This is a genomic window from Arthrobacter gallicola, assembly GCF_014836775.1.
Lineage (GTDB): Bacteria > Actinomycetota > Actinomycetes > Actinomycetales > Micrococcaceae > Arthrobacter_B > Arthrobacter_B gallicola.
In genome coordinates, this window is record NZ_JACSQD010000007.1 from 204,321 (window position 1) to 221,249 (window position 16,929).

The window sequence follows — 16,929 nt, forward strand, 5'->3', positions numbered from 1 at the left end:
TTCCTGCAGCAATCGTAAACCGGAATAACAGGCTTGTCATTTAGCCCGGCTTTGCGCCGGCTGGGATCCCCGGCGCAAATAGCCAAGACTGGAAGGGTGATCAGCAGCGATGAACCGGCCCTCTTCAGCTACGACCCCCACCCCGCACACCACGGCGGGGAGCCAGGCCCGGGCCTGCCAGAGTCCGCGGACGCGGCCATTCCGTTCGTCAGCGGCACCTCGCTGACGGAGGTGATGGCCGCTGATTGGGCCCAGGCGCTGGAGCCGGCGGCATCCCGGCTGTATGCCCTGGGGGACAGCCTGGAGCGGCAGCGTCTGGCCGGAAGCCGCATCCTGCCCGCCCCGGGCAACATCCTCCGTGCCTTCCAACGCCCGATGGCTGAGGTCAAGGTGCTGATTACCGGGCAGGATCCGTACCCGACACCGGGCCACGCCGTCGGGCTTTCCTTCTCCGTTGAGGCGGGAGTGCGGCCGCTGCCGCGCTCCCTGGCCAACATCTACAAGGAGCTTGCTGCAGACCTGGCTCTTCCCCCGGCGCCGCACGGCGATCTCAGCGCGTGGGCGGACCAGGGGGTCCTGCTCCTGAACCGTGCCCTGACGGTGGAGGCGGGTGCGGCGAACTCGCACCGGAACCGCGGCTGGGAGGAGATAACGGACCTGGCGGTGCGCGCCCTGGCCGCACGCCGGCTCCCCGACGGCACCCGCCCTCCCCTGGTGGCCATCCTCTGGGGCCGCCAGGCACAGGCCCTGGCTCCCCTGCTCGACGGTGTACCGCGGATTGAATCAGCACATCCCAGCCCGCTCTCAGCGGCACGTGGATTCTTTGGTTCCCGGCCCTTCAGCCGCACCAACGAGATGTTACTTGCCCAGGGCGCAGCCCCCGTGGACTGGCGGCTGCCCGGGGTACGGTAGAGGCAAACCCCCAAGGAGAAGATCCGCTATGCCTGACGTCCCTGCCATCCGTGCCGAAGCCCCTGCGCGGCGCACCCGCCCGGCCCACACCATGCAGGTATTGCGCCGCGAGCAGCTTTCCCCGCATATGGTCCGCATCGTGGCCGGCGGCGAGGGCTTCGATACCTTCGAGCCAAATGGACGCACCGATGCATACTGCAAAATCTGGTTTGGCCCCGATGGCAGGCCGCTGGACGGCTCCGTGAGCCTGGAAACCCTCCGCGAACAGAACGAGCGCGAGAATTGGCCGGTCTCCCGCACTTACACGGTTCGCTGGGTTGATATCGTGAAGCGCGAGCTGGCCATGGACTTTGTGGTGCACGGCGCGGACGGTATTGCCGGGCCGTGGGCCGACTCCGCACAACCCGGCGAGCTGATCACGTTCGGCGGCCCGGGCGGCGCTTTCAGCCCCGACCCCGACGCCGACTGGTATCTCTTCGCCGCGGACGAGTCCGCGCTTCCCGCTACCGCAGCCGCCCTGGAAACCCTCGACGCAGCCGCCACCGGGCACGTGCTGATCGAGGTGGGCGGCCCGGCCGACGAGCTGGCGCTGGTTGCCCCCGCAGGCATGACCGTGACCTGGGTGCACCGGGGAGAGGCTGCGCCGGGTGCACTCCTCACGGAGGCCGTGGGCGCGCTGGCCTGGCGCCCCGGCCAGGTCCAGGTCTTCGCACACGGCGAGCGTGAGGCGATGAAATCCCTGCGGGAAATATTCTTCACCCGGCATAAGCTCGAACGCGGCCAGGTCTCGCTGTCCGGTTACTGGGCGGCAGGACGAACGGAAGACGCATTCCAGGCCGAAAAGCGCACTCCGGCCGGCAAGGTCCTGTAGCTCATCGAACCCGGACCGGGACGTCAGCGGCGGCGGTTACGCCGGTCATTGCCGTTCAGGTTCCGGGTGAGGGGACGAGCCAGGTTGTCGCCGAAGACCACGCCGCCCGCAATCGCCAGGATCACCGTCAGCGCGTTAAAGAGGCCGATGACGCCGCCGGAAACATCGTCCAGCCCGATGCTCAACCCGTACATGGAGCGGAAAATACTCAGCCCGGGGAACAGGAAAAGAACGGCCGGCACAGCAATCACCAGCTGAGGTGCGCCCATCCGCAGGGCTACGATGCGTGCGGCCATACCAATGGCGATGGCCGCAACCGCCGGAGTCAGCCGCGGCCCCACCCCAACTGCCTCGGACAGGCTCCCAACCAGGAACCCGCCCACACCAATCAGCACCGTGGGCAGGATCAGGTTCATCGGCGACTGTTCGGTGATACTGATCGTCGCCAGAGCCACGGCCAGGATCAGCACGGTCACCGCAAAGGGGTACTGGGAAGACGCAACTTCGGTAACTTCCAAGCGGGGCATACCCACCAGTGCACCCATCACCAGCGCGACGGCGATGCCCGCAACGATCGCGGCAAAGGTCAGGAAAGCGGACAGGAACCGGCCCGCTGCCGTGACCGGGAAGCCGTTGATCGCATCCTGGACCGCCGAAACGAGCCGGCCGGTTGGCAGCAGCAGCAGAATTCCACCGGCCACCACGATGCCCGGGGCAATGTTCAGGTCCAGTGAATCCGTGGCGTCCAGGGCCCAAAACAGCATGGCCAAGGCCGTGACCAGAAAACCGCTGGCGGCTGTGGTGAAGAAGTCCGGCACGCGCCAGCGCCCCAGCAACCGCTGCAGCAGGCTGACCAGGATGGTGCTGAAGAATGCGACGGCGGATCCCAGCGGACCGCTGCCGATGAAGGCCACGATGGCCGCGGCGAACAATCCGGCGGAGAACGTCACCGCCCACCGAGGGAAGGGTTTGGGCTGGTGAACGATGGCGTTCAGCTGCTGCGCTGCCTCGGGGCGGGACACATTGCCGTCCACGATGTCCGTGACAAGCCGGTGGACCAGGGCCAGTCCGGCATAGTTGTTCGTCCAGGAGCGCACAACCCGCATCACGGTAATGGGGGTCTGATCCTTGGGTGAATAGTTGAGCAGGACGGACTGGTTGGTGATATCCACTTCGATGTTGTCCAGGCCGTAGGCCGCGGTGACAGCAATCATCGCTGTCTCCACCTCCAGCGCACCGGCACCGTAGCGGAACATGGTTTCCGCCATGCTCAGCGCCAGGTCCAGTGTTTTGCGGGCACTGGCGTCCGGCCCGCCGGAACGGACCCTCGGGTTCGCATACGGGCTGCCGGCCAGCCGTTCGACAATTGACATGGCCTGGGTCGGCGGAGTTTCACCCTGCACGAGGCGGCGCAGCATCCTGCGCGCGGCAGCCGAGGAGGAATCCGCGCGCTGCGCCGCATTCTGGCTGTGCTGGCGTGGGGCAGTTTTGCGGGCACGGGGTTTACCCGGGCGGCCCGGCACTCCCGGCCGCGGCGCCGCTGGTGCCCCGGTGCCCTGCCGCGGCCCCGATGACCCGGCGCCCTGCGAAGGAACGGTTTTCCGCGCGGCGGCCTTAGCCAGCCGGACTACCGAGGTGGTGGCGGGCGGCGGCTTGGGTTTGGTGCTGCGCAGCCCGCCGGTTCCGGGCAGGGAAAGCGAAGCCGTCTCCACCGGCGGTTCCCGGCGGGCGGCCGGTGCTGCCACGGGACGGGACTTGGCTTTCCTGGCGGTGGCTTCCGGCACCTTGATGACCGGAATCGGACCGGCCACAGGCTCCGGATTCGAGGCAGGCTTGTGGCGGTCGTCGTCGTTATCCACGGTGTCCACCCCGAGAGGTCCCTTCGTGTGTGCGGTTTAGTAGAACGGCTGGTGGTGACGGCGCCAGTAAATCTGGCGCGTCACGCGCTCGCCAATGGTGTTCCAGATCCGGTACCGGAGCGGATCCAGGACCAGGTCGTAACACCCGGCGAAGTCGGTGACGGTCTTCGAGAAACTGGTCTTGAACAGTCCCAGCCCGTGGTGGGGATGTTCCTTGTTTTTCAGTTCGCTGCTCGGAGGCGTCCCGCAGAAATCGTATTCTTCGATTCCGAAGTCTTCCTTGAGTTCGGTCAGCGCGGTCCACTGCACCAGATGGGAATCACCGTACTGCTTGCGCCGCGGCTTGGAGCCGCCGTCCTTGTACGTGCCCTTCTTTCCATAGGCAATAACAAAAGCACCGACGCTCGGCTCGCCGTCTTCGAAGGCGAAGTAGAAGCGGCCCTGCCCCGCGGCCACGAAGTTGGACCAGAACCGGCGGTAGTACTCATAGGAACGCATCCGGGCGGAGGAACGGTCCTCGATGTGGCTCATCAGCTTGTACATCGCCTGCATGTTCTCTTCCGTGGGTTCAACCCGGCGCACGTCGGCGCCCTCACGGATGGCCCGCCGCACTGCGTTGCGCGCCCGGGAGGAAATGTTCTTGAGGATCTGCTCCGTGTCCGGAGTCGTATCCAGGAGCGCAGTGGAGTCATTGGGCTGGAGGTTGAAGGTTTTGACCAGTCCGGCACCGGTGAAGAGCTTCTGCACGTCTTCACCGTCCACAACATCCGGCTCCACCTTGAGGGCGAAGACCCGGCGTCCGGTCAGCTTGATGAAGTCGCCCAGTGCCGCCGCCATGGCCGGGACGTCCTCCGGCGCTGCGGCATCCGGCCCCTTAATGAGGTACCAGAGGCTGCCCAGGACAGGGACCTTTTTCTCGATCACCAGGTTGTAGGAGGTGTAGTCCGCGCAGGTAAAAACCACATAAACCGGGTTCCAGCCGTGGTGCGACTTAACTTCGGCGTAGGCTGCGGATTGAAGGACGTTACCGCCGCCCGGGTTCGCCTGAACGTGACTGTCCCAGTCCGCAATCTCCTCGGCAGTGGCCAGGCGTGCACTAAAATCTCGCAAAGTTCCTCAACTAGTCCTCGGTTGGTGGATCAATCCTTTTGCCCCCGCACGGAGCTCCGGCTCCGGGCCGTTCCCAGTCTATCCGCAGGCTGCCTGACACCAGTACGGCACTCTGCGGCTCTCCGGGCACCGGGCACCCGCTGCGGATTGCCTTCCCCCAGGCGACCTGCCGGGAATAGGTCAGGCACCGCACGGGTTGTCCGCAATAATAGATGCAAAAGCATACGATGATTGGTGGGTGGAGTGAGTGGCACAGCACATTGAACTTGGACTGGATACTTTTGGGGATGTGACTGTCGACGCCGCCGGAGACACGCTTCCGATGGCACAGGTAATCCGCAACGTTGTGGCCGAAGCGGTCCTGGCCGATTCGGTCGGACTCGACTTCATCGGAATCGGCGAGCACCACCGCGACGACTTCGCCGTCTCCTCCCCTGAAACCGTGCTCGCGGCGATCGCGGGGCAGACCAGCCGCATCCGGCTGGGCTCGGCCGTGACGGTGCTCTCCTCGGACGATCCGATTCGGGTCTATGAACGGTTCGCCACCCTCGATGCCGTGTCGAACGGCAGGGCGGAGGTCATCCTCGGCCGCGGCTCCTTCACCGAGTCCTTTCCGCTCTTCGGCTTCGAGCTGGCGGACTACGAGGTCCTTTTCGAGGAGAAACTGGAACTCTTTACCCGCCTGCTCCGCGAAGAACCGGTGACCTGGCAGGGTTCCACCCGGCCCGGGCTCGAGAACCAGCCGGTTTACCCGCCCACGGAGAGCGGATCCCTCCCGGCCTGGATCGCCGTCGGGGGTACGCCGCAGTCAGTCGTCCGGGCAGCGCATTACGAATTGCCCCTGATGCTGGCCATCATCGGCGGGGAACCGGCGCGTTTTACGCCGTTTGTGTCCCTCTACAAACGGGCATTGAAGGAGTTCGGCAAGCCCGCGCTGCCCATCGGTGCGCACTCCCCCGGCTACATCGCCGCAACTGATGAACAGGCTCTGCAGGAAGCCTGGCCGCACTATGAACGGATGCAGAACCGGATCGGCCGCGAGCGCGGCTGGCCTCCGGCGACGCGCCGGGAATACGAAGCCATGGCTGGTCCCGACGGAGCCCTGTTTATCGGCTCACCGCAGACCGTGGCCGCCAAGATCCTGCGCACGGCCCGAACACTGGAGCTGTCCCGGTTCGATCTCAAGTACAGCCTAGGCACCCTGCCGCACGAGAAACTGATGACCGCCATCGAGTTGTACGGCACCGAAGTGGCTCCGCGGGTCCGCGAAGCACTGGCCGGCTAGGCTGACGCGGGGAGGAACCACCGGGTGCGGGGTTCCTCCACCGCCATTGCCGCCGCCCGCCGGATGTTTGCCCGGTCCTCACCGGTCAGGCGCTGGTGTTCCTGCCGCATGTACTCCCGCCAGGTGGGGACATCATAAATCTCCCGGAATTCCCGGGAATCGGTCACCGAATGCACCAGTTCCCACACCGTGGCACCGGTCCGCATGCGGGAGAGCCGGACTTCATGCATGGCCTCCACGAAACTTTCAATATTCTCGGGGGCAAGTTCGTAGGCAACCAGGATGGTCACCGGGCCGTCGTTTGGCTTTGGCTCGGTTTCCACTTCCAGCCCCAGCTCCGGATCCGGGACGCTGCGGTCCAGTTTTCCGGTGCGCGGCAGCAAAGGAAGCACCAGGATACTCAGGCCCACTAGGACCAGCACGACGGCGGAAGCCGCCAGCACGGGAGCGTAACCGTAGGCGGTGGCCAAGGAACCCCAGAGCAGGGAGGCCAGCGCCTGGGTCCCGGTGAAAACCATCAAATAGATGGCAAGTCCCCGGGCCCGGACCCACTCCGGAAGGGTCAGCTGCATGGCACTGTTCAAGGTGGAAAACGTATTGATCCAGGCTGCGCCGGAAAGGACCAGCAGGATGGCCAGCGGCAGCACCGGCAGGTATCCGGCGGCGAAGACACCCGCCGCAAAGACCCCTGCGGACAGGCCGAGCAGGGCATTGTCGTGCAGGATTTTCCGGGTCCGGGAGAGAAACACGACGCCGAGGATCGCCCCGATTCCCAGGGCGGCCAGCAGCAGTCCGTAACCGCTGGAACCGAGCTGCAGGTGCCCGTTGACGGCCACTGGAAGCAGGGCGTACAGGGCACTGGCCGGAACCATAAAGAGCACGCAGCGCAGCAGGATCCGGCGGATCCTCGGTGCTGCCCGGATGTACCGGATGCCGGCGGCCAGCGCTTCTCCGATCTGCTCGCGGTCTTCCGGGTCATCCGGAGCGTTGCGCCAGATGAAAACGGCGAGGGCTGTTCCCAGGAAGGATGCCGCGTTGATCCCGAAAACGAAGGCCGGACCGGCCAGGGAGACAAGCAGGCCGCCCACTGCCGGACCAATGGCGCGGGCGGTGTTTCCCGCCACCGAGCCAAGCGCGGAGGCGGACCGGATCTGGGACCTCGGGACCAAGGCCGGTGTGACGGCCTGCCAGGCCGGGGCACTCAGGGCCACACCACAGCCGATCAGGAACGTATAGAGCAGCAGCGAGTCCGGCGTCAGGAGGCCAAGGGCGGCGATGACGGTCAGGAGGATCCCGGCTCCGGCCGCGAAGAGGTTGCTCCCCAGGATCAGCCGCCGGCGGTTGAACGCGTCGGCCAGGACACCGGCAATCAGTCCCAGCAGCAGGGTGGGTGCCAGCGACGCCGTCTGCACCAGGGAGACCAGGGCCGGATTGGCGCCGGTCTCCACCAGATACCACTGGGCCCCGACTGTCTGCATCCAGGCGCCAATGTTGGACCCGAGCTGGGCCAGCCAGAGGATGAAGAACATCCGGTTCCGCAGGGGTGCCCAGGGAGATTCCATTGGATCCCTCCGTCAGCGGCTGCGCTCCGCCGCCCGGTCTTTGCCGGAAGAACGAGCACCCGCTCCCAGCAGGTTAAGTCCGCGCGGCGGCCGGAGTCCAGAGTCCGCCCGCCTTCCCGCCGGGACCGGCAGATCATGGGAGTTTGGGGAAGTCCTTCCAGAGCCGGCGGAACTGCTTTTCGGCAGCGTCCGCCCGGTGTTCCTCGATGGCGTGCAGCCGGCCATAGGTAAAGCCGTTTTCTCCGGATCCGGCTGTGCTGCCCAGACGCTGCAGCAGCGCCCGGGCGACCACACTGTCCTGGAGTTCTCCGAGGATTTTCTGCAGCGCTTCAGCTGCGTTCATCATGGTCTCCGCAGCCGCTCCGCCGTCGGGCCGCCAGGTCTCTGCCGCATACCGCAGCCGCTTCGCGTCCTTCCTCGCTTCATGCAGGATCTCCGCGCGCGCTTCCCGGTCCGTTTCCTGCCGGGCAAGGCGGACCCGTGAGCGCAGGCGCTTACGGTCCCTGCGGAGCATCCGGGCGACGGCGGAACGGTCCTGGCCGGTTCCCTCCGCTGTCCAGGCGGGCTCCGCGACGAGGTCCTGGAGTCCCGCCACCGTCCGGAGATAGCGCTCCCCCGCCAGTTCGCTGCCGATAATCCGCACGGCTTCGGAATAATTGGTGAGCAGTTCTTCATCGATCCGCGCCGAGACGGGCCCCAGGACCAGTTCCGGCGGCTGGGACGCCACCAGGTCCTGCAGCCGGTGGCGCATGACCTGGGCATCACGGGCTGCCCCCAGCACGCGAGCCAGCCACTTGAGTTCACCGCGAAGGGACCTCCCCGGCTCAGGAGAGAGGAGCTTGCGGTAACTGGCCAGGGCCGAACGCAGCCGCCGGGTACTGACCCGCATTTTGTGGATCGCGTCCGCTTCCCCGGACTGGACCCGCTGCTGCTCCCTGAGCAGTTCGCCGAGCTGCTCCTGCAGGTAGTCCAGCAGCAGCTCCCGCGCCCGAATCCCCCCGGCAGAACGGCTTGGACCCCCGCCCGGCCCACGAACACCGGCGGCAGGCGCTGGGACATCCCGTCCCGGAGCACGCACGGCGGGAAGGTCGGGGGAAGCCATGGCTCAGTATAGGTCGGTGCGCTGCCCGGCTGGCAGCCCCGGCAGCGCAGGCGCTGCCCAAGCAGCCTGGTGCAGGCACATCCCGCCCTCAACCCTGTACCGCGCGGAGCCGTCGCCGTAGCATCGGCAGTACCGATGCAGGCGCCGGTGCACCTGCTGTCCAAGGCATCCTGGAGGCAAGGTCCATGAACTCCATGCGCTACGTCAAACTCGGCCGCTCCGGGGCAACCATCTCCGCCGTCGGCCTGGGCTGCCTCAGCTTTGGTGACCCACACCGCGGACCCCATGGCTGGACGCTCCGGGAGGAGGAGGCCAGGCTGCTCATCCGCCGGGCAGTCGAACTGGGCATCAACTTTTTCGACACCGCCAACGTCTACTCCAACGGTGACAGCGAGCGGATCCTGGGTCAGGCGCTGGGCGAGTATGCCCGCCGTGAGGAAGTGGTGATTGCGTCGAAGGTGCACGGGGAAATGGGGCCCGGACCCAATGGATGGGGGCTTTCCCGTAAACACATCCTCTGGCAGGTGGAGGAGAGCCTGAGACGGCTTGGCACCGATTACATTGACCTCTACCAGGTGCACCGCTGGGATGCTTCCACTCCCCTGGAGGAGACCCTCGCAGCCCTTGATCAGCTGGTCCGGGATGGAAAGGTCCGTTATTTAGGCGCTTCCAGCATGTACGCCTGGCAGTTTTCCCGTGCCCTGTGCCTGCAGCGTGAACACGGCCTGGCACCGTTTATCACCATGCAGGACCACTACAACCTGATTTACCGGGAAGAGGAGCGGGAAATGTACCCGCTGTGCCTGGATCAGGGCATCGGCGTCCTGGCGTATTCCCCGCTGGCCCGGGGACGGCTGGCACGGCCGTGGGATGAGGTGAGCCGGCGGCGTGTGCAGGACACACTCGGCAATGCCTTGTACGGCATGCAGGAGGCTACCGACCGCCGGATAACCGACGCCGTGGGCCAGGTGGCGCAGACCCACGAAGTCTCGCGGGCGCAGGTGGGCCTCGCCTGGGTGCTTGCGCATCCGGTGGTTTCCGCGCCGCTCATCGGGGCCACGAGTGTCAGCCATTTAGAGGACGACGTCGGGGCCCTGGATCTGGAGCTCACCCCGGAGGACCTGGACCTGCTGGAGGAGCACTACGTGCCCCACGACGTCGTCGGTTTCTAGGCGCTGAGGAAGCCGGATCAGCCCTTGACTGCCCCGGCCACCAGCCCGGAGGCAATGTAACGCTGCAGGAACAGGAACAGTGCCATCACCGGCAGTGCGGCCAGTACGGCCCCGGCCGAGAAAACGCCCCAGGTCCGTGACTGGTTGTCACCGACGAAGGAGTAGAGCCCGACGGCGAGTGTCTGGGAGTCCGGGTCGTTCAGCACAATCGAGGCGATCATGAACTCACCCGTGGTGGTGATAAAGGTCAGCAGGCCCACGATCGCCAGGATGGGTGTGACCAGGCGCAGGATGATCGTGAAGAAGATCTGGAAGTGTCCGGCACCGTCGATGCGGGCAGCTTCATCCAGAGTCTTGGGCACGGTGTTGAAGAAGCCGTACATGAGGTAGGTGTTCACACCCAGTGCGCCGCCGAGATAAACCGTGATCAGGCCCAGCTGGCTGCCGAGGCCCAGCCAGGGCACAATGTCGGAAATTTCGGAGAGCAGGAGGAAGATGGCGACGACGCCGAGCATCTGCGGGAACATCTGCAGCAGGAGCAAGCTCAGCAGGCCAACGCGCCGGCCGGTGAACCGCATCCGGGAGAAACTGTACGCGGCCAGCGCTCCGAGGAACACCGTGGCGGCACTCGTAACAAGCCCGATTACCACCGTGTTGAGGAACCAGCGGCCGAACGGCTTCTGTGGATCGGTGAACAGCGCCTGGAAGTTCTCGAAGCCAATGTCGCGGAACAGGCCGCTGGAAGCGACGAGCGTTCCAGTGGGGCTCAGCGCGGCGGACAGGACATAGGCCAGCGGCAGCAGCGCGAAGGCTGTCATAACCAGCCCCACAAGGTGGCGCCAGCCGGTGTCCCGGAACCAGGCGCCGAAACGGCGGCGGGGTGGACGGACGGTTGGCCGGGAAACCGGAACGGGTGCCGTGGAACGCGGCGGAACGGCTGTGGAGGTACTCATGAGTTCACTTCTTCCAGCGACTTGGTCTGCCTAAAGCTGACGGCGGAAATGACTGCCACGATAATGAAGATCAGAATGGCCAGGGCGCTGGCCAGGCCGTAGTCACGGCCTGTTCCCTGCCCGAAGGCGACCTTGTACACCACGGTGATCAGCAGGTCGGTGGCGCCGATGTCCTGGCTGGTGCCTGGGAAGCGCGGGCCGCCGCCGGTGAGCATGAAGATCACGTTGAAGTTGTTGAAGTTGAACGCGAACGTGGAGATCAGCAGGGGCGCGGTCGAGACCAGCAGCAGCGGCAGCTTGATCGAGCGGAAGATCCGCCATGCCGAGGCTCCGTCCATCCTGGCGGCTTCGTTGACTTCCTCCGGAAGGGACTGCAGGGCTCCGGTGCAGACCAGGAACATGTAGGGGAAACCCAGCCACGTGTTCACGAGCAGTACGCTCACTTTGGCGAGCCACGGGTCATTCAGCCACGGGATGGACGCACCGCCGAGCAGGGAGTTGTTGATGAACCCGAACTCCTGGTTCAGCATTCCGGACCACACCAGGCCGGCAAGGAACGCCGGGAAGGCATAGGGCATGATCATCAGGATCCGGTAGGTCCGCTTGCCCTTGAGAGTCGGATGGTTGAACGTCAGGGCCAGGAAAAGCCCCAGCCCAAAGCACAGGCCCACCGAGGCAACCGCAAAGGTGAAGGTCCAGCCAATCACACTGAACAGCGGTCCGCGCAGATCGGGATCGGTCACGGCGCGCTGAAAATTCTCGAAACCGACGTGGATCTTCCAGCCGGTAGGCAGCGCTTCCCCTGTGTCGGAGACGAAGTTACCCTCGCCGCTGTCACGGTAGACCGTGCCGGTCTCAGCGTTGGTGAAGGTGTCCGCGGATTCGTCGTAAACCAGGACGGGTTTGTAGACGTAGGCGTTGGACCCGTCCGCGGTCTTCAGCGTGCCGTCTTCGAGGTTGTCGGAGAAGGGAACCGTGAGTTCCAGGATCTCCGACTGGCGGCTGAGGAGGTCATTGAAGGCCAGCGTTTCATAACCGTCGACGCCGGTTGCCTTACCGGCGCTTCCCATCTGAGCGTCCTGGACTTCTTCCAGCGGCTGTTCGGTGCCGCCGAGTTCGACACGTCCGTCCGGGTCGGTCACCAGCAGGAAGAGTTCGTTTCCCTTCTCCAGTACGGATACCTGGTACGCCGGGGAGTCCGGTACGCGCTGCTGGGCAGTGAGCGAGATGGCGGCAACGGCGTCTTCCTTGGTGCTGTTGTGCCCGTCTCCGTAGTTGGTGAACGCGACGTATCCGCTGTAGACCACCACGAAGACCTGGAAGATGAGCAGAAAGAGGACACCGGGGGCCAGGTATTTGGCAGGGAGCCCGCCGCGGCGCAGATAAATCCAGTTGATGCTCAGTGTCACGGCCGCCGTGACCGCCAGGATTATCCACTCTTCTGCAAGGAACAGGACAATCAGAACGTAGACGGCAAATGCGTCCACGAGCCCCAGGAGCACGATCTTGGCGAGCGTTCCGGCCAGGGAATCCGGGCCGCGTTTCGGCTTGCGGACCGGTGCGGATTGGGTGGGGCGGACTGGAGCGTCCAGATATACGGCCATGGTGTTTCTCCTCCGGCGCAGGTCCGGACGGGGTGACCCGCCCGGACCTGCTGGCGCCTGCGGCTAGTTGGGTGCCGCTACTTAGTGATCTTGGACTGGATGTTGGAGACCATGGTGGCCCAGGCGGCGGCAGGATCACCCTCGCCCTTGATCAGGGCCAGCTCTGTGCCGCCCCAGTCAGCCCAAACCGCTTCCATTTCCGGAATGGCCGGCATCGGCACGCCTTCGGCTCCGATCTCGCCGAAGGCAGCAACAATCGGATCGCTGGCGGCCTTGTCGAAGGAAGCCGTCAGCGCCGGCGGGCGGCCGCCGGCCTTGAACATCGCGTCCTGCACGGCCTCGGTGGTGAGGTAGTTCAGGGCAAACTCGTTGGCAGCCAGTGCGTTCTGGCTCTTGGCGCTGATGAAGAAGCCGTTGACACCGACGAACGGCTGAGCCGGCTGGTCACCGGCTGTGGGCAACGGGTCGACGGCGAGGTTGATGCCTGCCGCCTGAGCATCCGGGACGTTCCAGGGGCCGGTAAGGAAGTACGGTGAGGCGCCGGCGTTGAACTTCTCCTTGGCGATGTCCGGGGAGATGTTCGAATTCAGGATGCCGTCTCCGGCTTCGCCCCAGGCCAGAAGCTTAGCTGCGAATTCAGCACCGCCGGGGTTGCCCAGCTCCAGTTTCGACGGGTCATATCCCCCGGTCTCATCGGTGCCGAAGACCGGAGCACCCATCGAGGTCTGCAGCGGATAAAGGTGGTACGGGTCGCCCTGCTTCGGGTCCAGACCAACCAGGAAGGGGAACTCGGCGCCGGCGTCCACGGCGGCCTTGCCGTTGGCTATGACCTCATCCATGGTCGCCGCCGGTTCCGGTGCCAGGTCGGTGTTGCGCAGCAGGCCGATATTCTCGATGGAGTACGGCACACCGTAGGTGTTGCCTTCGTACGTCATGGCCTGAACAGCGGTGTCCTGGAACTGCCCGGCCTTGTCGCCCAACTCAATCGGGGCGACAACGCCGTTCTGGACGAACTTGCCCAGCCAGTCGTGCGGGCCGACGATCAGATCCGGGCCCTTGCCGCTGGGAACCTGGGTGATGAAGTCGTCGGAAACCTGCTGGAAGTCCTTGGTGACCAGCTTGACCTCGATGCCGGTATCTTCCTTGAACCGGGCAGCGACGTCGGTCAGGGCGGGTGAGCGTTCGGCGTCCACCCACATGGTGAGCGTGGTGGCTCCGCCGGAAGCGAGATCGGATGATTCAGTGGACTCGCCGGCGTCGGAACCGCCGCAGGCGCTGAGGACCAGGGCCGCGGTGACCGACACGGCACCGAGAGTAAAGGTACGCCGGCCAAACGCCGTCGTACCCGTTGTGCGCACCTTCATTGGTGTACCTCTTCTGTGTTTTGGGCGGGTGATGAATGGCCTTGCAGGCCAGGGAGACAAGGTATGCCTGACCGAGACCCGGACGATGGCATGGGGAAAGTGTAAGCGTGTGCGCACTGTGCGTCCAGTCACAGTATGAATCCGCACATTAGAACCGTTCTTCCAGGTGCGCCGCTTGGGATCTTGCAGATGGGAGAGGGGAAACTCCCGAACAACACGCAGGAAAATATTGCGCAAGCGTTTGCATTCTTCCCCGGGGTGTCGCTTAGGATGCAAGGCATGCTTAGCTCCGTTGCCGACCCGTCCACCCCGCTTCCGGGCGCCTGCCTGGTGCCGGTCCATGAGGCTTCCGCTGAACGCGACCGTCAGTGGTGGCGCTCCAGCGTGATCTACCAGATCTACCCCCGTTCCTTCCGCGACCTCCGCGGCGACGGCATCGGTGACCTTCCCGGCATCACCGCCGAAATCCCCGCCCTCGCCGAACTGGACATCGACGCCATCTGGCTCTCCCCGTTCTACAAATCCCCCCAGAAAGACGCCGGCTACGACGTCGCCGACTACTGCTCCGTCGACCCCCTCTTCGGCACCCTGGAAGACTTCGATGCCCTCGTCGCCACCGCAAAGGCACACAGCATCCGGGTGATCGTTGACCTGGTCCCCAACCACTGCTCCGACCAGCATCCCCTCTTCCAGGCCGCCCTCGCCGCCCCGGAAAACTCCCCCGCCCGGGACATGTTCATCTTCCGCGACGGCACCGGAGAAAACGGCGAAAACCCGCCAAACAACTGGCAGTCCCACTTCGGCGGTCCCGCCTGGACCCGCATCACCAACCCCGACGGCACCCCGGGCCAGTGGTACCTGCACCTCTTCGACTCCACCCAGCCCGACTTCAACTGGGACAACCCCGCCGTCCACAAGGAATTCGAACGCATCCTGCGCTTCTGGCTCGACCGCGGCGTCGGCGGCTTCCGCGTGGACGTCGCGCACGCCCTGATCAAAAAGTCCGGTCTCCCGGACTGGGGCGGCCGCGCCGACGGCGCCTCCATCGAAGGCTTCCCCGGCCACGAGGCACCCATGTTCGGCCAAGCCGGAATCCACGACATTTACCGGTCCTGGCGCAAAATCCTCGAGGACTACGACGGCGACCGCGTGCTCTGCGCCGAAGCCACCATCGACCCGCTGGACCGGCTCACCGACTGGGTCCGGTCCGACGAAATGCACCAGGCCTTTAACTTCGCCTACCTCCACCACCCCTGGGACGCCGGGAATCTGCGCAGCACCATCGAAACCTCCCTCAAAGCGTTCGACAAGGTCGGTGCCCCCACCACCTGGGTGCTCTCCAACCACGACGTCGTCCGCCACGTCTCCCGGTTCGGGCAGGCCCCCGGCCATACCCGTCCCGGCGACGGACTGGGACCGGAGGACCAGCAGCCAGACCACGACCTTGGCCTTCGCCGCGCGCGGGCGGCCACCCTGCTGATGCTCGCCCTGCCCGGCGGGGTCTACCTCTACCAGGGCGAGGAACTCGGCCTGCCGGACCACACCATGCTGGAGAACAGCCACCGGCAGGACCCCACCTTCCACCGGACCAGCGGGGAGCGCCTCGGCCGGGACGGCTGCCGCGTGCCGCTGCCCTGGGTGGCGGACGCGCCGTCGTACGGGTTCAGCAGCACCGGCCAGAGCTGGCTGCCGCAACCGGAGCAGTGGCGGGAGCTTTCCAGGGACCTGCAGGAACAGGATCCCAACTCAACGCTGAACGTTTACCGGGATGCCCTGGCACTGCGACGCGAACTAAACCTGGGCCACGGGTCCTTGGCCTGGTGGCCGGAGCACGATGCACAGAGTGTGGTGGCGCTGGTCAACGGGAACGTCCTGGCCCTGATGAATATGGGGTCGGAACCGGTGGAGCTGCCGGCAGGTGAGCTGCTGGTGCGCAGCGTCCCGGAGGCCGGGCAGGACGGTTTTCTGGCCCCAGACGCCGCAGTGTGGCTTCGGCTAGCCTAGGCAGCGTGGAACGGAACGCCCGTGGGGCAGGTATTAAGGAAGTCGCAGTCCGGGCAGGGGTCTCGGCTGCAACCGTCTCGCGGGCGCTCAGCGGGAAGGGCAGGGTCTCGGATGCTACCCGCCGGAGGGTCCAACTAGCGGCAGACGAGCTTGGCTTTGTCATCTCCTACAACGCCTCTTCCCTGGCTTCCGGGCGCAGCCGCAACATCGGAATCGTCATCCCCACTGTAGGGCGCTGGTACTTCTCGCAGGTCCTCGAGGGTGCGGCATCTGCCCTGATCGAAGCCGGCTACGACCTCACGCTCTACAACACGAGCGACGGCCCGGGCCACCGAGAAAGCGTGCTGAAGGAGATGCTGCGCCGCAAACGGCTCGATGCCGTTATCACGGTCGCGCTGCGGCTCACAGATGAGGAGCTTGGCCAGCTCCGCGAGGTCGGCAAACCGATCGTGGCCATTGGGGGGCCGTTGCCGGAGACACCAACAGTCCGGGTCGATGAGTTCAGCATCTCAGCTCTGGCCACCCGCCATCTCATCTCCCTGGGGCACAGCCGGATCGCGCACATCGGTGGAGGCGAAGAACTTGAGCGGGACTTCCGGTTGGGCAGCACCCGGCAGGACGGCTATCTCCATGCCATGGCCGAAGCTGGTCTGCCGTCAGGACCGCAGTGGCTGAGCAACTCCCCGTTCAGCGTCGCCGGCGGCTTCGCCGCTGCGAAACGGTTGCTGGCCGATCCTGCCGGCCAGGTGACGGGGATTTTCTGCGCGGCAGACGAAATAGCCATCGGTGCGATCCTGGCAGCCCGCGAGCTGGGTTTCCGGGTTCCCGAGGATGTGTCGGTGATCGGCATTGACGGACACGAACTTGGGGAGGTTTTCGGGTTGACCACTATCAGTCAGGACCCGGCTGGCCAGGGCGTCGCCGCGGTCAATGCGGTGCTTTCGCTGCTGCAGCACAACCGTGTCCCTGCTGACTTGCTGCACGGGTTCTACCCCACGGAGTTCGTGGTCCGCTCCAGCACCGCGGTGCCGTCTGCGTTCCGGGCCTGACAGTCCGCCGATCAGTTTGGGCCCCGGGAGAACGACGGGCAGTATGCGGGCCACGCTCGGCTGGATAGGATGGCGGTGCCGG

Annotated in this window: 13 protein-coding genes; 6 read left to right on the top strand and 7 right to left on the bottom strand. The window is 65.4% G+C overall.

The window, feature by feature from the left end:
• The first annotated feature begins 99 nt into the window (after window positions 1–99).
• Both H9639_RS14990 and H9639_RS14995 read left to right on the top strand, forming a co-directional pair.
• Window positions 100–912, top strand: coding sequence for a uracil-DNA glycosylase (locus H9639_RS14990; RefSeq protein WP_404799765.1), 813 nt, complete (start codon window positions 100–102; stop codon window positions 910–912).
• A gap of 28 nt (window positions 913–940) precedes the next feature.
• Window positions 941–1,783: a siderophore-interacting protein gene (locus H9639_RS14995; protein WP_191808870.1), complete on the top strand. Its 843-nt coding sequence runs from the start codon at window positions 941–943 to the stop codon at window positions 1,781–1,783.
• Between the two features lie 23 nt (window positions 1,784–1,806).
• Here H9639_RS14995 and H9639_RS15000 read toward each other — a convergent pair whose 3' ends face one another.
• Together H9639_RS15000 and H9639_RS15005 are read right to left on the bottom strand one after the other, a co-directional pair.
• Complete coding sequence (locus H9639_RS15000) at window positions 1,807–3,306, bottom strand: threonine/serine exporter family protein (protein WP_404799766.1); 1,500 nt, start codon at window positions 3,304–3,306, stop codon at window positions 1,807–1,809.
• A gap of 372 nt (window positions 3,307–3,678) precedes the next feature.
• Complete coding sequence (locus H9639_RS15005) at window positions 3,679–4,752, bottom strand: lipid II:glycine glycyltransferase FemX (RefSeq protein ID WP_191808871.1); 1,074 nt, start codon at window positions 4,750–4,752, stop codon at window positions 3,679–3,681.
• A gap of 247 nt (window positions 4,753–4,999) precedes the next feature.
• Here H9639_RS15005 and H9639_RS15010 point away from each other — a divergent pair, with 247 nt between their 5' ends.
• Entirely contained in the window at window positions 5,000–6,037 is a 1,038-nt protein-coding gene (locus H9639_RS15010; RefSeq protein WP_191808872.1) for an LLM class flavin-dependent oxidoreductase, read from the top strand.
• On the opposite strand, the gene H9639_RS15015 is transcribed toward H9639_RS15010, so the two are convergent.
• Together H9639_RS15015 and H9639_RS15020 are read right to left on the bottom strand one after the other, a co-directional pair.
• Entirely contained in the window at window positions 6,034–7,599 is a 1,566-nt protein-coding gene (locus H9639_RS15015) for an MFS transporter (RefSeq protein WP_191808873.1), read from the bottom strand. The two genes, H9639_RS15010 and H9639_RS15015, sit on opposite strands and share 4 nt — an antisense overlap.
• A gap of 133 nt (window positions 7,600–7,732) precedes the next feature.
• Complete coding sequence (locus H9639_RS15020) at window positions 7,733–8,701, bottom strand: CHAD domain-containing protein (RefSeq protein WP_191808874.1); 969 nt, start codon at window positions 8,699–8,701, stop codon at window positions 7,733–7,735.
• A gap of 194 nt (window positions 8,702–8,895) precedes the next feature.
• Here H9639_RS15020 and H9639_RS15025 point away from each other — a divergent pair, with 194 nt between their 5' ends.
• Window positions 8,896–9,873, top strand: a complete 978-nt coding sequence (locus tag H9639_RS15025) for an aldo/keto reductase (protein ID WP_191808951.1) — start codon at window positions 8,896–8,898, stop codon at window positions 9,871–9,873.
• A gap of 17 nt (window positions 9,874–9,890) precedes the next feature.
• On the opposite strand, the gene H9639_RS15030 is transcribed toward H9639_RS15025, so the two are convergent.
• The 3 genes from H9639_RS15030 to H9639_RS15040 all read right to left on the bottom strand — a co-directional run bounded on the left by H9639_RS15030 (window position 9,891) and on the right by H9639_RS15040 (window position 13,794).
• Window positions 9,891–10,826, bottom strand: coding sequence for a sugar ABC transporter permease (locus H9639_RS15030; RefSeq protein ID WP_191808875.1), 936 nt, complete (start codon window positions 10,824–10,826; stop codon window positions 9,891–9,893).
• Window positions 10,823–12,430 carry an ABC transporter permease subunit gene (locus H9639_RS15035; protein WP_191808876.1) on the bottom strand — a complete coding sequence of 536 codons (1,608 nt, stop codon included), beginning with the start codon at window positions 12,428–12,430 and terminating at the stop codon, window positions 10,823–10,825. The genes H9639_RS15030 and H9639_RS15035 overlap by 4 nt, the downstream gene beginning before the upstream one ends.
• A gap of 77 nt (window positions 12,431–12,507) precedes the next feature.
• Window positions 12,508–13,794: a sugar ABC transporter substrate-binding protein gene (locus H9639_RS15040; protein ID WP_191808877.1), complete on the bottom strand. Its 1,287-nt coding sequence runs from the start codon at window positions 13,792–13,794 to the stop codon at window positions 12,508–12,510.
• A 279-nt stretch (window positions 13,795–14,073) separates the two neighbouring features.
• On the opposite strand from H9639_RS15040, the gene H9639_RS15045 reads away from it, so the two are divergent.
• Together H9639_RS15045 and H9639_RS15050 are read left to right on the top strand one after the other, a co-directional pair.
• A complete protein-coding gene (locus H9639_RS15045) occupies window positions 14,074–15,798 on the top strand; it encodes a glycoside hydrolase family 13 protein (protein ID WP_191808878.1) in 1,725 nt (574 codons plus the stop codon).
• 5 nt (window positions 15,799–15,803) lie between these two features.
• Window positions 15,804–16,847, top strand: a complete 1,044-nt coding sequence (locus H9639_RS15050; RefSeq protein ID WP_191808879.1) for a LacI family DNA-binding transcriptional regulator — start codon at window positions 15,804–15,806, stop codon at window positions 16,845–16,847.
• Window positions 16,848–16,929 lie beyond the last annotated feature (82 nt).

Excerpts from the sequence above, each read along its gene's own strand:
- H9639_RS14995 (WP_191808870.1), top strand. The coding sequence starts at position 941 with ATGCCTGACGTCCCTGCCATCCGTGCCGAAGCCCCTGCGCGGCGCACC.
- H9639_RS15035 (WP_191808876.1), bottom strand. The coding sequence starts at position 12,430 with ATGGCCGTATATCTGGACGCTCCAGTCCGCCCCACCCAATCCGCACCG.
- H9639_RS15025 (WP_191808951.1), top strand. The coding sequence starts at position 8,896 with ATGCGCTACGTCAAACTCGGCCGCTCCGGGGCAACCATCTCCGCCGTC.
- H9639_RS15020 (WP_191808874.1), bottom strand. The coding sequence starts at position 8,701 with ATGGCTTCCCCCGACCTTCCCGCCGTGCGTGCTCCGGGACGGGATGTC.
- H9639_RS15030 (WP_191808875.1), bottom strand. The coding sequence starts at position 10,826 with ATGAGTACCTCCACAGCCGTTCCGCCGCGTTCCACGGCACCCGTTCCG.
- H9639_RS15045 (WP_191808878.1), top strand. The coding sequence starts at position 14,074 with ATGCTTAGCTCCGTTGCCGACCCGTCCACCCCGCTTCCGGGCGCCTGC.
- H9639_RS15015 (WP_191808873.1), bottom strand. The coding sequence starts at position 7,599 with ATGGAATCTCCCTGGGCACCCCTGCGGAACCGGATGTTCTTCATCCTC.
- H9639_RS15040 (WP_191808877.1), bottom strand. The coding sequence starts at position 13,794 with ATGAAGGTGCGCACAACGGGTACGACGGCGTTTGGCCGGCGTACCTTT.